Origin of the sequence: Gilliamella sp. CG22 (assembly GCF_046635725.1) — a bacterium.
GTDB lineage: Bacteria > Pseudomonadota > Gammaproteobacteria > Enterobacterales > Orbaceae > Gilliamella > Gilliamella apicola_I.
Genome location: NZ_JBIDFK010000011.1, coordinates 62,448 through 77,750 on the forward strand (window position 1 = coordinate 62,448; position 15,303 = coordinate 77,750).

At 35.2% G+C, this 15,303-nt stretch carries 14 protein-coding genes and 1 CRISPR repeat array; of the genes, 12 read left to right on the forward strand and 2 right to left on the reverse strand.

Features of this window, described 5'->3' with window-relative positions; genetic code table 11:
• Positions 1-181: 181 nt before the first annotated feature.
• From ACGH46_RS09535 to ACGH46_RS09555, 5 genes are all read left to right on the forward strand, one after another.
• A complete protein-coding gene (locus ACGH46_RS09535) occupies positions 182-1,966 on the forward strand; it encodes an extracellular solute-binding protein (protein WP_411605467.1) in 1,785 nt (594 codons plus the stop codon).
• A 1-nt stretch (position 1,967) separates the two neighbouring features.
• Entirely contained in the window at positions 1,968-3,056 is a 1,089-nt protein-coding gene (locus tag ACGH46_RS09540) for a microcin C ABC transporter permease YejB (RefSeq protein WP_411605446.1), read from the forward strand.
• Positions 3,056-4,087, forward strand: a complete 1,032-nt coding sequence (locus tag ACGH46_RS09545; protein ID WP_267360852.1) for an ABC transporter permease — start codon at positions 3,056-3,058, stop codon at positions 4,085-4,087. Before ACGH46_RS09540 ends, ACGH46_RS09545 begins: the two co-directional genes overlap by 1 nt.
• Positions 4,084-5,802 carry a microcin C ABC transporter ATP-binding protein YejF gene (gene yejF / locus ACGH46_RS09550; protein ID WP_411605448.1) on the forward strand — a complete coding sequence of 573 codons (1,719 nt, stop codon included), beginning with the start codon at positions 4,084-4,086 and terminating at the stop codon, positions 5,800-5,802. Before ACGH46_RS09545 ends, yejF begins: the two co-directional genes overlap by 4 nt.
• 66 nt (positions 5,803-5,868) lie before the next feature.
• On the forward strand, positions 5,869-6,729 hold the full coding sequence (locus ACGH46_RS09555; RefSeq protein ID WP_411605450.1) for a hypothetical protein: 861 nt from the start codon (positions 5,869-5,871) through the stop codon (positions 6,727-6,729).
• Between the two features lie 52 nt (positions 6,730-6,781).
• Here ACGH46_RS09555 and frdD read toward each other — a convergent pair whose 3' ends face one another.
• Both frdD and ACGH46_RS09565 read right to left on the reverse strand, forming a co-directional pair.
• Positions 6,782-7,138, reverse strand: coding sequence for a fumarate reductase subunit FrdD (gene frdD, locus ACGH46_RS09560; protein WP_411605451.1), 357 nt, complete (start codon positions 7,136-7,138; stop codon positions 6,782-6,784).
• A gap of 14 nt (positions 7,139-7,152) precedes the next feature.
• Positions 7,153-7,590 carry a hypothetical protein gene (locus ACGH46_RS09565; RefSeq protein WP_411605452.1) on the reverse strand — a complete coding sequence of 146 codons (438 nt, stop codon included), beginning with the start codon at positions 7,588-7,590 and terminating at the stop codon, positions 7,153-7,155.
• Between the two features lie 841 nt (positions 7,591-8,431).
• Between ACGH46_RS09565 and casA the strand changes: the two genes are divergently transcribed.
• From casA to cas2e, 7 genes are read left to right on the forward strand one after another with little or no spacing between them, the layout of a single operon-like run.
• Positions 8,432-9,979 (forward strand): type I-E CRISPR-associated protein Cse1/CasA, encoded by a 1,548-nt coding sequence (gene casA / locus ACGH46_RS09570; RefSeq protein WP_411605454.1) that lies wholly within the window; start codon positions 8,432-8,434, stop codon positions 9,977-9,979.
• 26 nt (positions 9,980-10,005) lie between these two features.
• Entirely contained in the window at positions 10,006-10,623 is a 618-nt protein-coding gene (gene casB / locus ACGH46_RS09575; protein WP_411605456.1) for a type I-E CRISPR-associated protein Cse2/CasB, read from the forward strand.
• Between the two features lie 5 nt (positions 10,624-10,628).
• Positions 10,629-11,744 carry a type I-E CRISPR-associated protein Cas7/Cse4/CasC gene (gene cas7e / locus ACGH46_RS09580; protein ID WP_411605458.1) on the forward strand — a complete coding sequence of 372 codons (1,116 nt, stop codon included), beginning with the start codon at positions 10,629-10,631 and terminating at the stop codon, positions 11,742-11,744.
• 12 nt (positions 11,745-11,756) lie between these two features.
• Complete coding sequence (cas5e, locus tag ACGH46_RS09585) at positions 11,757-12,479, forward strand: type I-E CRISPR-associated protein Cas5/CasD (protein WP_411605459.1); 723 nt, start codon at positions 11,757-11,759, stop codon at positions 12,477-12,479.
• The gene (gene cas6e, locus ACGH46_RS09590; protein WP_411605461.1) at positions 12,480-13,151 is read left to right on the forward strand and encodes a type I-E CRISPR-associated protein Cas6/Cse3/CasE; all 672 of its coding nucleotides are present in this window, start codon (positions 12,480-12,482) and stop codon (positions 13,149-13,151) included.
• Positions 13,152-13,161: 10 nt separating this feature from the next.
• Positions 13,162-14,079: a type I-E CRISPR-associated endonuclease Cas1e gene (cas1e, locus tag ACGH46_RS09595; protein WP_267351532.1), complete on the forward strand. Its 918-nt coding sequence runs from the start codon at positions 13,162-13,164 to the stop codon at positions 14,077-14,079.
• Positions 14,080-14,081: 2 nt separating this feature from the next.
• Positions 14,082-14,375, forward strand: a complete 294-nt coding sequence (gene cas2e, locus ACGH46_RS09600; protein WP_220216475.1) for a type I-E CRISPR-associated endoribonuclease Cas2e — start codon at positions 14,082-14,084, stop codon at positions 14,373-14,375.
• Between the two features lie 84 nt (positions 14,376-14,459).
• Positions 14,460-14,977: direct repeats of the CRISPR family, unit length 29 nt; unit sequence GTGTTCCCTGTATACACAGGGATAAACCG.
• Positions 14,978-15,303 lie beyond the last annotated feature (326 nt).

Below are 15,303 nucleotides of genomic sequence, written 5' to 3' on the forward strand. Positions count from 1 at the left end.
AAACAGGAATTAAATTAGGATGATTCGTCAAATCAAACCCAAAATAAAATCAGTACTCATTGCTTGTTGTATGAGTGGATTTGTCATTATTCCTCAATCTGTTAATGCCAATCAAACAGAAGACAAAACAACGCAACAAGCGTCACAAGCTGTTGAGCAGTCTTCGGATAGTCGTCAGCAAATGGCAGTGCGTAACGTCATTCAAACGAGCGAACAGATTTATCATAAAACTATTTTTTCGTTATTAGGCGAACCTAAATATCCTGACAATTTTGAACATTTAGAATATGTGAATCCAAATGCGCCAAAAGGTGGAATTATTAAACTAGCTGAGATTGGTTCCTTTGATAATTTCAATCGCTATGCCAGTCGTGGTGAGCCCGAAAAAAATTCAGGTGCACTATATGATACCCTTTTTACGAATACTGCAGATGATATCACCAGTTTTTATCCATTGATAGCAACGTCGATTACTTATTCTGATAGTTATCGTTGGGCTGAAGTTTTAATTAATCCTAATGCGCGTTTTCAAGATGATCAGCCAATCACTGCTGAAGATGTGGAATTCACCTTTAATAAATTTATGACTGAAGGTGTGCCTCAATATAAAGTCTATAATCAAGGCGTGACGGTTAAGGCCTTAGATACTTATCGAGTTCGTATTGAATTGCCAAAATCCGATCGTGAAAAATTACTTTCATTTGTCGGCAATATGCGCGTTATTCCAAAACATTTTTGGCAACATCATAATTTTTCAGAACCCTTAACGACCCCACCGGTTGGGAGTGGGCCTTATTTTATTAGTGATTATAAAATGGGGCAATACGTGATTTATCGCCGTAATCCTCATTATTGGGCGAAAGATTTACCCGTTAATCGAGGTTTAGATAATTTTGATGAAAAACGCATAGAATATTATATGGATAGCAGTATTGCATTAGAAGCCTTTAAGGCCGGTGAATATGATTTTCGGGGTGAGTCCCAACCTAAAAATTGGTTTACGCAATATCAAGGTCATTATTTTGACACAAACGATATCATCAAGCAGGAAAAGCCGATAAAAACTGCAACCGACACCAGATGGTTAGCCTTTAATTTACAAAAAGATCTGTTTAAAGATATTAAAGTTCGTGAAGCGATTACGTTAGCATTCGATTTTGAATGGTTAAATCGTGCTTATTACTATAACAGTTATAAAAGACCGACCAGTTTTTTTGAAAATACAATTTATGCTGCAAAAGGAACCCCTACCGAACAGGAGCTAAAATGGCTGAATATCTATAAAGATATTATCCCTGAACGTGCTTTTGATGATGCTTATTCATTGCCTAAAAGTGATGGTCAGGGTTTTAATCGTGAAAATTTATTAAAAGCAGCCCAATTACTCAATCAAGCTGGCTGGAAAATTGAAAATGGCGTGCTTGTCAATGCAAAAACTAAGCAACCGTTTGAATTTGAACTTATTGCTTACCTTGGTGAAGATATTAAATATGCTATTCCATTTCAGCAAAGCTTAGCAAAATTAGGTATTAATATGAAAATTACGTTGTTAGATTCGGCTCAACACTTACGCCGTATGCGTGAACGTGATTATGATATGATGGCTCGTAATTATGGGGCAGTGAATTATCCAACGTCAGATCTGATGATTCTTTGGGGGAGTGAATATCTTAATTCGTCATGGAATGGATCAGGTTTACATAATCAAGCCATTGACGGTATCATCGCCGAAATCACCAAGAATGTCGATAATCAAGAAGCATTAATCCCACTAGGACGAGCGCTTGATCGTATTCTTACTCAAGAATACCCCATGATCCCCATGTGGTATAATAGCCAAACATTTTATGCTTACTGGAATAAATTTGGGCAACCAGACATCCAACCCCCTTATGCAATAGGCGTGGATAGTTGGTGGTATGATGCTGATAAAGCAGCTAATTTATATAAGAATAAGGAACATTGATATGCTCAATTATCTAATTCGTCGATTGATATTCATTATTCCAACACTGTTTGTTATTTTAACGATCAATTTTTTTATTGTACAAGTAGCTCCAGGTGGCCCAGTTGATCAAGCCTTAGCGATGATAGAAAACGATGCCAATAGTGGACAAAGTTTGTTACCCGGTGGTGAAAACACTGCATCATCTTCGCTGCATCAAAAAAATGAGTCAAATTATCGTGGTGCTCGAGGACTTGATCCCCAAGTTGTGGCGATGATTGAAAAACAATTTGGCTTTGATAAACCCCTTTTTGAACGTTACATTGATACGCTCAAAAATTATCTTTCCTTTGACTTTGGTAATAGTTTTTTTAAAAGTGAATCGGTTTTAGGATTGATTGCTAAAAGCTTGCCTGTTTCGATTTCTTTAGGGCTTTGGAGTACGTTAATCGTTTATATGATTTCTATCCCTTTAGGTATTCGTAAGGCGGTTAAAGATGGTTCTGCATTCGATTTTTGGTCAAGTATGTTAATTATCATTGGTTATGCAATACCTGCTTTTTTACTAGCTGTTTTATTAATTGTATTGTTCGCCGGTGGCAGTTATTGGGATATTTTTCCGCTTCGAGGATTGATCTCAAATAATTTTGACCAACTCGATTTTTGGGGAAAAGTAAAGGATTATGCTTGGCATATCTGTTTGCCAACCATTGCTATGGTGATCAGCGGTTTTGCTTCGTTGACGATGTTAACTAAAAATCTATTTTTAGATGAAATTCGAAAACAGTATGTTATTACTGCGCGTGCTAAAGGCTTAAGCGAAAGACAAATTTTATATAAGCATGTTTTTCGTAATGCGACTTTACTGATTGTTTCAGGCTTTCCTGCTGCATTTGTTGGCATTTTATTTACCGGTTCGTTGTTAATAGAGATTATCTTTTCGCTTAATGGTCTAGGATTATTAGGCTACGAAGCGATTATACAACGTGACTATCCGGTAATTTTTGGTTCACTTTATATATTTACCTTAATTGGACTCATCACTAAATTGTTATGTGATCTATCTTACATGGTGATTGATCCACGTATTGACTTTGAGGCTCGTAATTAATGACCACTCACTATTCTATTAATCAACAACGTTGGCAACGATTTAAACATAATCGTCGTGGTTATTATTCGCTTTGGCTATTTTTGATTTTTTTTGTTATTAGTTTATTTTCAGATTTTATCGTTAATGACAGACCAATTTTTATTAAATACCAGAATAACTATTATTCACCTATTTTTCATTTTTATCCTGAAACTGAATTTGGTGGACAGTTTGAAACGCAAACTAACTTTTTAGATCCTCAAATACAAGAAAAAATAGAACAAAACGGTTGGATGTTATGGCCACCTTTTCGTTATACCTATAATACATTAATTTACGATACTAATAGTACCTTTCCGACGCCACCTTCTGCATTGCATTGGCTAGGGACAACAGATGCAGGTTTTGATGTTCTAGCCAATATTTTATATGGTTTTCGCATATCGATGTTTTTTGCTATTCTTTTAACACTTTTTACCTCGATTATCGGCATCATCATTGGGGCTATACAGGGATATTATGGTGGTAAAGTCGATATGATTGGGCAACGTTTCATCGAAATTTGGAGCGGATTACCTGTCCTATTTGTCATTATTCTTCTCGCAAGCATTTTACCGCTTAATTTTTGGTGGTTACTAGGTATTACTGTTTTGTTCGGTTGGATGGCATTAGCTGGCATAGTAAGAACAGAATTTTTACGTACACGTAATTTTGATTATATCCGTGCAGCAAAAGCAATGGGCGTTAGAAATTATAAAATTATGTTTCGTCATATTTTACCTAATGCCATGGTGGCAACTTTAACCTATTTACCGTTTATTCTTTGTGGCTCAATTACCACATTAACATCGCTTGATTTTTTAGGCTTTGGTTTACCGATTGATTCACCATCGTTAGGCCGTTTATTACTACAAGGCAAAAATAATTTGCAAGCACCATGGCTTGGCATTAGCGCTTTTCTAATTATTGCAACGTTGCTTTCCCTTCTGATTTTTATTGGTGAAGCCGTAAGGGATGCATTCGATCCAAACAAAGGAGTGTATCAATGAGTTTACCTTTATTATCTGTACAAGATTTAAGTATTGCATTCAAAAGACAAGCTCATCTCACTTCGCAAGTGGTCAGTCATATCAGTTTTGATATTCATGAACAAGAGACACTTGCATTAGTTGGGGAATCAGGATCGGGTAAAAGTGTGACGGCACTGTCAATTCTACGCTTATTGCGTAACGAACAAGTGATTTACCCAACTGGGGACATTTTGTTTGAAGGAAACTCATTACTGCATGCCAGCGAAAAATCACTTCGTAAAGTACGAGGTAATCAAATCAGTATGATCTTTCAAGAACCAATGGTATCACTTAACCCATTGCATACTGTTGAAAAGCAGCTTTATGAAGTTTTATCATTGCATCGAGGCATGCGACGTAACGAGGCCAGAAGCGAAATATTGCAATATCTCGATCGGGTTGGAATCAAAGAGCCTAAAAATAAATTGTCAGCTTATCCTCATCAATTATCAGGAGGAGAAAGGCAACGAGTTATGATTGCTATGGCAATATTAACACATCCTAAACTATTAATTGCTGATGAACCAACGACGGCTTTAGACGTTTCTGTACAGGCGCAAATTATTCAGTTACTGAAAGAGTTAAAAACAGAACTGAATATGAGTATGCTATTTATTTCGCATAATCTAAGTATTGTAAAAAAATTAGCGGATAAAGTGGCGGTAATGCAACAAGGTCAAATCGTTGAATATAATAATAAACAACGTATCTTTTTACGTCCGCAACATCCATATACTCAAACATTATTAAACTCTGAACCAAGTGGTGAACCTATCGTTTTACCTGAAACACCGGGGATACTGCTTAGTGTTAATCATTTAAATGTTGAGGTGACAACGCAAAAACGCTTATTTAGCAGTAAAAAGAAAAAAATTGTTGATAATGTCGGTTTTGTCATACATCAAGGTGAAACCGTGGGGCTGGTTGGTGAATCAGGCTCAGGTAAAAGCACAACGGCAATGGCGATACTTCGGTTAATAAAATCTGACGGCGATATTTTATTTGATGGTCACCATATTGATCATTTAACCGCTAAAAAATTACTCCCGTTCCGTAGTCGTATTCAAGTGGTGTTTCAAGATCCTTTTTCATCGCTTAACCCTCGTTTTAATGTTGAGCAGATTATTAGTGAAGGATTGTTAACCCATAAAAAACTAAGTAAATCTGAACGTGAACAAGCTGTGATTGATATCATGCTTGAAGTTGGTCTTGATCCAGCTATGCGTTTTCGCTATCCAACAGAGTTTTCAGGAGGGCAACGTCAGCGCATTGCTATTGCCAGAGCATTGATTTTACGACCAGAATTACTCATCTTAGATGAGCCAACCTCATCTTTAGATCATACAATTCAGCAACAAATTATCCATTTACTTAAATCATTGCAACAAAAGTATCAACTGAGTTATCTTTTTATCAGCCATGATTTAAGCGTAATTTATACTATGTGTCATCATGTTGTTGTTATGAAAGAAGGAAAAATTGTCGAACAAGGATTGTGTGAAAAAGTCTTTTCTGAACCTGAAAATGAATATACAAAAACCTTGTTATCTTTTTTCGATAAACCGATGAAGCTAAAAGCAAAAAATAAAACACTGATTTATTCAGATAAAATCAATGAGCAAGAAGAAAAAGAAAATAAAAAACTAAAAAATCAAATCAATTGGGCAGACGCGTTGTTGATGCGAAAAGAGTAATAATAAAAATTAACGCATTAATACGCATTTTTAAAAATTATCTTAAATAAACATTATCAATAAATTATGCAAAAACGAAGACTACCTTTTTTTATCGCACCATTATCCATATTGTTTTCAACTAATGTCATAGCGCTGAATTGTCGTGATGATATTACTCAAAATCAAGTTGAAGCCAATAATCATATCTTCCAACTTTATGATTATCTTGATACACCAGCAACGGGAATAAAGCAAGAAATCAGAACGACAACGACCCAAAAAATAGGTATGCAGGAGAATGAAACGAATGCCAATCATTCATTAGAATATGATCCAAACGGACTAATTACGTTAAGTCATTATGAGCTGTATTCTGCTCAAAATAAACGATTATATTCTGAACATCTCCAAAAAATAAATACAGGTTGGGAAAATATTATCGAAGATTTTGAAGATAAAACTAACAGTATAACTCAGTTTACGACTGATAAAGACGGTAAAATTATTCAGTCTCATCAAGTTAAAAAAGCGGTTGATTTTATTTTTATTCAAAATGATAGTTATCAATATGATACCAATCATTGTTTGGTTAATAAAAATGTGCACTGGCAACTTAAAGAAACGGATGAGCAGGGTAACTATACTGGTAATGATTTGAATGGTGTTTCATTATTTACGTATGAATATCAAGATCAAAAACTCGCAAAAGTAGTGACTCAATTTAGTAATGGTTTAAGCAATGAAAGTGATTTTTCTTATCAATATGAAAATAATCGCTTAACGTCAATTCAATCTACTAATTTTACAGACGGTAAGAAGTCAGCTAACTATTTGACTCAATTACTCACCGTCAATGATAAAAAAGATTGGCTTTCAGCAAATAGAGTAAATAAACTTCAACCAGATAAACAAGTAAAGATAGTTAGACAAATCACTTATTATTAATCTTGAAACTATTAGCGTTATCATCTAATAACGCTAATCTCAATTTAAATTTTTATGTTCTGACAAACAAAATAAAAATAGCGTGAATCGTCCATGCCAGCGCCAAACCAAAAGTTAACAGTTTTTCACGTTTAGGATGAATATTAAACTGGTGCAAAATAGTTAAAATTTGTTGTAATGCGTACCAAATGGGTAAGCATATCATCAATAGCAAAAAGATTTTACCCGGTTCACTGCTAACTAATTTTAAAATATAGGAACGTGTTTGGGCATCGCCAAAAGGAATAATCAATCCAATGATAATCATCACAACCGGAACAAAAACAGCTGCCCACGTACCCCCTAAGGCATATAATCCTTTGATAACAGTATTATTCGAACGTTTAGTTTCTGATTCTTGAATTTTCATGATTTAAACACCACTCATCTTAATATCAATTTAATTAATAACACTGATACGGCAATTGTGATTATCCATAAACAGGCGATGAGTAACCAAGCTTGAGTTTGCTTATTATCAGTCGTTAATGATAATGCTTTAGGGACTTTGATAAACCATATTATGCTGTGTAACAGTGCCGACAAGAGTGCTACACAATTAAGTGCAACCACAACGGGTTTTTGTAAAAAGAAGATAAAGCGGTAAAACTCATCTTGTCCAACCGCATTCGTGTACATACAAACAACCCCATAAGTTAAAACAAAACTGATCCATAACATTGAAAACGGCGTTATTTTGCTAATGATCGAAAAAATCAAGGATACCTTGGTTTTTACCTGCCCATTATCAAGCTGATGAGGATTGTCTAGGGGATTTTGATGATTATTTAGTGGAAATTTAGTGTTATTTTTAGGATTCATAACTCTCTCAACATTAGATTTATCTACCAGCTTTTACATTTTATATCAGTTTCATAATAGCTTTTAACAAGCAATTATAGTGGCAAACCGGCTTGATGTCGCTAGTTTAATATAAGTAATGTTAAAGATTTTACCGTTCTAAGGTTGCACATAATGTGCGTGATTTTAATTATTAGAAAGCCATGCAAGAAAAGATTAAATTAATAAATAATACAAGCTATTAAATGCAAATTTTGTAAAAATTTGTAGTGAATCACATTTTTAATATTAATTTATCGTAAAAAATGTAATTTTTTGGTTAAATAAATTTAGGTGATTTTAACATAGGAAATCCCCACCATAGTGGGGAACTGAATATAGTTTTTGCTATCCGTTGGTTTAACCCTATTATTATAAGGAACAGTTAATATTTTATCACAGAAATACAAAATTAATAATTTTTTTATTTGCATATATAGTATATTTCTATCCGTCTTGTTATTTTTGTTGCAATGTCTCTTTCTATTGTGGTAAATTGATCATGGTTGGTTACAAGCTAGCCAACATGGGTTAGAATTGCACGTAACCACCATGGATTACTGCTCCTTGAGTATACATGCATTACTAATATTTTCAATCATTAACTCCAATTTGAGGATGGATGATGCGATTAATAAAATTTAAAAAAATATCTTTAGTTTTTGTATTCAGTAAAACAATAGGTTTAAACGAAAAACATAAATATTCATTTGGTGTTGAAATTAATAAATCATAATCTAAATGGTGTAATAATTTATAATTAAATAGATAATCGGTGTGAGTTAACGACGCCGATTATATACATGAAATCAAGGAGTAAAATTTGTCTACTTTATCTTTATTAGACGAAAAATGGATACCGGTTGTTCATTTCGATGGTCACCTTAGTAAAATTCAACCCAGCCAACTGGTTGATGAAACCATTTCAGATTTAGCTTATTTAAGACCCGATTTTCAAGGTGCGGCTTACCAGTTTCTTATTGGTTTATTACAAACCACACTATCGCCCGAAGATAATTCAGAGTGGCGAGAATATTGGAATAATGGTTTTTCATTACAACAACTAACCGAAGCGTTTGAACAAGTCAGAACTGCTATGCAATTTGGCGCAACAAAACCCTCTTTTATGCAAGATTTTGCTAAATTGGAGGGTAAGAAAATACCTATAACGAATTTATTAATTGACGCTCCGGGTGAGAATGCATTGAAAAAAAACACCGATCACTTTGTTAAACGTGGTTTTGTCAAAGTGATGTGCCCACATTGCGCCGTCATAACGCTATTCACTTTGCAAACTAATGCCCCATCGGGTGGTCAAGGACATCGGGTAAGTTTGCGTGGTGGAGGGCCTATCACGACTTTAATCATGCCTGAACTGAATAAACCGACTCCTTTATGGAAAAAATTGTGGTTAAATGTGATCCCTTTAGATGACGAAGAAAGACCGCAGCAGTTTGATGCATCAGTCTTTCCTTGGTTAGCCGCAACGAAAACTAGTGAAAAGCCAAAAAATTTAAGTTTATTTCCTGAACAAGCTAATTTCTGTCAAGCTTTTTGGGGAATGCCTCGGCGAATTGAGTTAGATTTTCACCAAACTGAGCAAGGGCAATGTGACATTTGTGGTGAAACCTCGACACAACTGATTACCCAATATCAAACTAAAAATTATGGCATTCAATATCAACATTGGCTACATCCACTAACGCCCTATCGCACAAATAAAAAGACCGGCGAGCAACTTGCGATTAAAGGGCAACCGGGTGGCTTAGTATATCGAGATTGGTTAGGTATGGTAAGTGCCAATGATGATATGCATTCGGCTAGAGTGGTTACCACTCATCTTGATCGAAACTTTAAAGATAAACAACATTATCATTTATGGTGTTTTGGTTACGATTTCGACAATATGAAAGCCCGTTGTTGGTATGAACACACATTCCCTGTCTACCCAGATTTGGCGGATCCTAACAGTGATTTACAAGAGTTAATTGCAAAAGCATTAGCACTCAGTAAAGATGCATTACCGATTTTGCGTAATGCGATGACGGCAATCAATAAACAGTCAACTTCAATTGATATTGCCTTCTGGAAAGAGACAGAATTGCCATTTTATCAGTTGGTAAAACAATTAATAACATCAAAAGATAATCCTAGTGGTCGGCAACCATTGTTAGCTGATTTCGCTAAGACATTATTACATTATATTATCCAAGTTTATGATAAAGCTGCTTTTGGTGATCCTGACCAGTCTTTTAATTATTCAAAAGATAAAAAACCTAATCAAGTGGTTTGTAAAGAAATTAGTGGTAGAGAAAATTTAATCAATAAATTTAATAAATTGAAAAATAGAAAGTTAAAAATTAGCAAATAACTTTGATTACGTATAAGGAGAATAACGTGTCAAAATATCTTATAAAAAAAACCCTCATTCTTAATGATGATCACAAAGCAATCATTATTAAATGGTTTTCTAAGTTACAGGTTCAAGAATGTTATTTCTTTGGTAAAGCATACAATGGTTTAAAGTTACGTGCAGAGCTGAAAAGATCATCTTTACCTAATGGAGTAATGCTCAAAGAAGGTTATTGGTTGTTAGCTAATCAGTTATTTGAAGAAAAGAGTTCTCTAATCGCTTCAGATAATCATCATCAAGCACTTGCAATTTTTGTTGCTGTTGCCGTTTTTGTTAAAGCTAATAATGAAAATGCTTCTTTTGCATCTCAATTAAGTGAGAAAAATAAAAAAAATGAACGAAATATCATGTCTTCTTTGCGTTTTAACCAACTTCTTGCAAGTGATACAGAAGAAGAGTTTTGCCGACGTTTAATTCGTGCTGTCAAATTGCGTGGTGATGGTGGTGTAAATCTCTTTTCACTTGCTGATAGTATCTTTTTATGGGTTAAAGAGAAAAATAATCGTCAAAAAAATTTATTAAATAATATGGAACCATTTAAACGTAATTCTGTTCGTTGGGCAATGGATTACTATTCGACCGAAAAATCAATTAAGGAATAACTATTATGAGTACATTTTTACAATTACATTTATTAACTGCTTATGCACCTTCAAATTTAAATCGTGATGATTTAGGTCGTCCGAAAACAGCTAAAATGGGAAATAGTGAACGTTTACGTATTTCTTCTCAGAGTTTAAAGCGTGCTTGGAGAAAATCAGACTTTTTTACTGAGTCACTAACTGAAAATATAGGTGTTCGTTCTCGTAAATTTATTACTGAATGGGTTTATAACCATATGAAAGACAATGGATTATCAGAAGAGCTAGCAAAATCATGTGCGATAAAAATAAGGGAACACTTTCAAAAAAATAAAAAAGAAAATTCAGATGATGAAACTGATAAAAAAACAGAAAAAAAGGAAAAAAAATCCGAAGAATCAAAAGTAAACTTCGATATGGATCAACTTATTCATATTAGTAATAATGAACAACAGGAAATAAAAAGACTAGTTGCACTATTAATTAATCAGAAAAGAGAACCTACCCAAGACGAATTGAATAAATTAATTAAAACTCGTCAAGAAAATAGTAGCATTGATATTGCACTATTTGGTCGCATGTTAGCGGGTAAAACAGAATTTAACATTGAAGCTGCTTGTCAAGTTGCTCATGCTTTAAGTGTGAGTGCAATTTCTATAGAAGATGATTTTTTTACTGCTGTTGATGATTTAAATGATAAAGGAAAAGATGCGAGTTCAGGGCACTTAGGCGAACGTGGATTTGCCTCGGCACTGTTCTATACTTATATCTGTATTAGTCGTGATCTACTCCTTGATAACTTAAATGGTGATGAAGCATTGGTTGAAAAGACACTAAAAGCATTAACTGAATCCGCTATAAAAGTGGCGCCAACAGGCATGCAAAATAGCTTTGCATCACGTGCTTATGCCTCTTATTTATTGATTGAAAAAGGTACTCAGCAACCACGTTCACTTGCTGTTGCTTATTTTAATCCTATCCGTAGCCAAGATATGGTGAATGATGCTATTACAAGATTAGAGCAACAATTGGATAAGTTTGATCAAGTTTACGGTCAATGTGCGGATGATCGCTACAAACTCAATATTGAAAGTGGAGAAGGGACACTTGCAGCTGCATTAACGTTTGTTGCGGAAAAATAAGGAGCAGTCAAGATGATAAAACATCTTATTTTTCAGATTTATGCACCGCTCACATCGTGGGGGGAACCGGCTGTTGGCGAAGTTCGCCACAGCAATATTATTCCTTCCCGCTCGGCTGTATTAGGTTTTTTGGCGGCAGCATTAGGTATTCGGCGTAATGATGAATGTATTGATGCTTTCAATCAGCATTATTTTATTGCTTCTCGCCCTTTTATTGTTAAAGGAAGTTGGTTGTATGATTTTCATACTGTTCAATTTCCAATCTCTAAAAGCAAAAATTCTAAAAAGATTGATGAGGAAGATTTTAATACTTTGGTAACTCATCGTGAATATTACAACGATGTCTATTATCAAATTGTTATTACCGAAACAAAAGGCGCTCCTTATTCTTTAGAGCAGATAAAGCAGGCATTATTAACGCCTGTCTTTCCACTTTATGTGGGCAGGAAAAACTCGCCATTGTCATTGCCATTAGCGCCGGTGATTTATGAAGGTGAGCTTAATGATGCTTTTGTCTTCGCTGATGACCATTATCGTCAATATCACCAATGTGATTCAATCCTTAAAGATTTAATTGATAGTGATGCTAACGAATATTATTGGGATCATCCTGATCAAGAAGCGCATTTTGACGTAATTAAAGTACAACTTCGACAAGATCAGCCCATTAATCGGAAGCGTTGGCAATTTATCAATCGTCAGCAATATACAGGACACTTAAAAAGGAGCGAATAAATGTATTTTTCGAAAGTCGAGCTAAAACTTGAGCGGCTTCCTTATGTGATGCAACAAAAATGGTGGTCTGCTGGTGAATATGCTATGCATCAATGGTTATGGCAACTGTTTCCTGATGAAAATAAACGTCCATTTTTATTTCATAAAGATCAAAAGACTAAAAAACCTCTGTTTTATCTTTTATCTGAAGTTGCACCGCTTACCAATCATGAATTATTTAAAGTCGATACAAAACTTTATGCACCGCAATTAACAACAGGGATGAAGTTAAGTTTTTTATTACGTGCCAATCCTGTTGTTATGAAACAAGGAAAACGTTGTGATGTGATGATGAACGCTAAGTATCAGGCTAAACAACAGGGATTATCATCGAATGAGATCAAAGCTCAGCAATATCAAGCGGCCATAGATTGGTTGATTAAGCAAAGTGAAAAGCGTGGATTTTCATTACAACAAAATGATCATTCAGCAGTCTGCTGTAATGTTATCAGTTACAACCAACATCTGCTTAATAAAAAGTCAGAACTTGAACCGATTAGTTATAGTAGTGTTGATTTTGAAGGGGTTTTAACTGTTACTGATCCAAAACTATTTTTAGCTACACTTTATCAAGGTATTGGTAAAAGCAAAGGATTTGGCTGTGGACTATTTTTAATCAAACACTGTCAATAGGATATTTGATATGGTGTATGTTCCACTGAATCCTATTCCTTTAAAAAATAGAACATCAATGATCTTCCTACAATATGGACAAATTGATGTTTTAGATGGTGCTTTTGTATTAATAGATAAAACAGGCGTTAGAACCCACATTCCCGTTGGTTCTATTGCTTGTATCATGCTTGAACCCGGTACACGAGTATCACATGCAGCGGTTAGATTAGCCGCAACTGTGGGGACACTGTTAGTCTGGGTAGGTGAGGCTGGCGTCAGAATGTATTCGACAGGTCAACCTGGGGGAGCCCGTTCGGACAAATTACTTTATCAAGCAAAATTAGCTTTGGATGATGAACTTCGTCTAAAAGTTGTCAAAAAAATGTTTGAACTGCGATTTGGTGAGCCGGCTCCTAGCCGACGTTCTATTGAACAATTACGAGGTGTTGAAGGCGCTCGTGTACGTGCAACTTATGCATTACTAGCCAAAAAGTATCGTGTTAAGTGGCATGGACGTAAATATGATCCCAAAGATTGGCAAAAAGGCGATACGGTCAATCAATGTATCAGTGCTGCCACTTCTTGTCTTTATGGTATTACCGAAGCAGCGGTTTTGGCAGCTGGTTATGCACCAGCTATTGGTTTTGTGCATAGCGGAAAACCGCTCTCGTTTGTTTATGATATTGCCGATATTATAAAATTTGATACAGTGGTACCCAAAGCGTTTGAAATTGCAGCTAAAAATAGAGCTGACCCTGATCGTGAAGTGCGCATTGCTTGTCGCGATATTTTTAGAAGTCAAAAAACATTGACGACATTAATTCCACTGATTGAAGAGGTATTATCCGCTGGAGGTATTGAACCTCCACCGCCTCCTGATGATGTACTACCACCTGCGATTCCAGAACCTCAATCACTTGCCGATAGTGGCTTTAGGAGCCATTAATCATGAGTATGTGTGTTGTGGTGACTGAAAATGTCCCACCTAGATTAAGAGGACGCTTAGCTATTTGGTTATTAGAAATCAGAGCTGGTGTTTACATAGGTGATATTTCCAGACCGGTAAGGGAGATGATTTGGCAACAAATCATCGAGCTTGCTGAAGAAGGGAATGTTGTACTTGCTTGGGCAACCAATACTGAGTCTGGATTTGACTTCCAAACTTATGGTACTAACAGAAGAGTGCCGGTAGAACTCGATGGGCTCAGGTTGGTATCTTTTTTACCTATTGAAAATCAATAAGTTAAAGTTCTTTAAAAATTAAAAAAATCTGGTAGAATTTCGTGGTCGCTATAAGTTTAAATAAAACAAATAGCTACGTTTAGAGTGTTCCCTGTATACACAGGGATAAACCGGGTTTTTGGCGTATGGGTGTAGCACAAAATCCGTGTTCCCTGTATACACAGGGATAAACCGACGATTATTCCGATTTAGTACCGCCTAAAATTGTGTTCCCTGTATACACAGGGATAAACCGTGGTGTTAGACCCTAAAGAGGTGACGGTGTATGTGTTCCCTGTATACACAGGGATAAACCGAATTACTTTCAGGATCTAATCGAATACCTCTTGTGTTCCCTGTATACACAGGGATAAACCGGTTCCGGAGGTGGCTTACCGTATGAGAGCTGGCGTGTTCCCTGTATACACAGGGATAAACCGCAGATTTTTATTTAGTTGCTAATGAATTAGCTGTGTTCCCTGTATACACAGGGATAAACCGCGTTGATACGCAACATCGCCAATTATTGGGAGGTGTTCCCTGTACACACAGGGATAAACCGATCAAGCACAAGATCTTTTGTTACAATAAATTGTGTTCCCTGTACACACAGGGATAAACACATTAGCGAATGGTCATTTTTAGGTTTTCTTTTATAAGCTTTAATAACCGATATACCTTCAATTTACACTCTTCTAGACTAATAAATAGTAGTTAGTACCAAGCTTAATCTTAAACACTTAACATTGCTATCTTTATAATTTAATTAGAAAATCATTCTAAAAAACTTGCATTAAATGGTAAAACAATGTAGTTTACATATTTAAAAAAAGTTATCAAAATTTATATTTCAAAATAATTAAAAACAAAACCTATAATTTCTAGGAATGATATGGATATAAGGCAGCTGTTTTCGGATTGTTTCAACGTGCAATCAAATAACCGATTA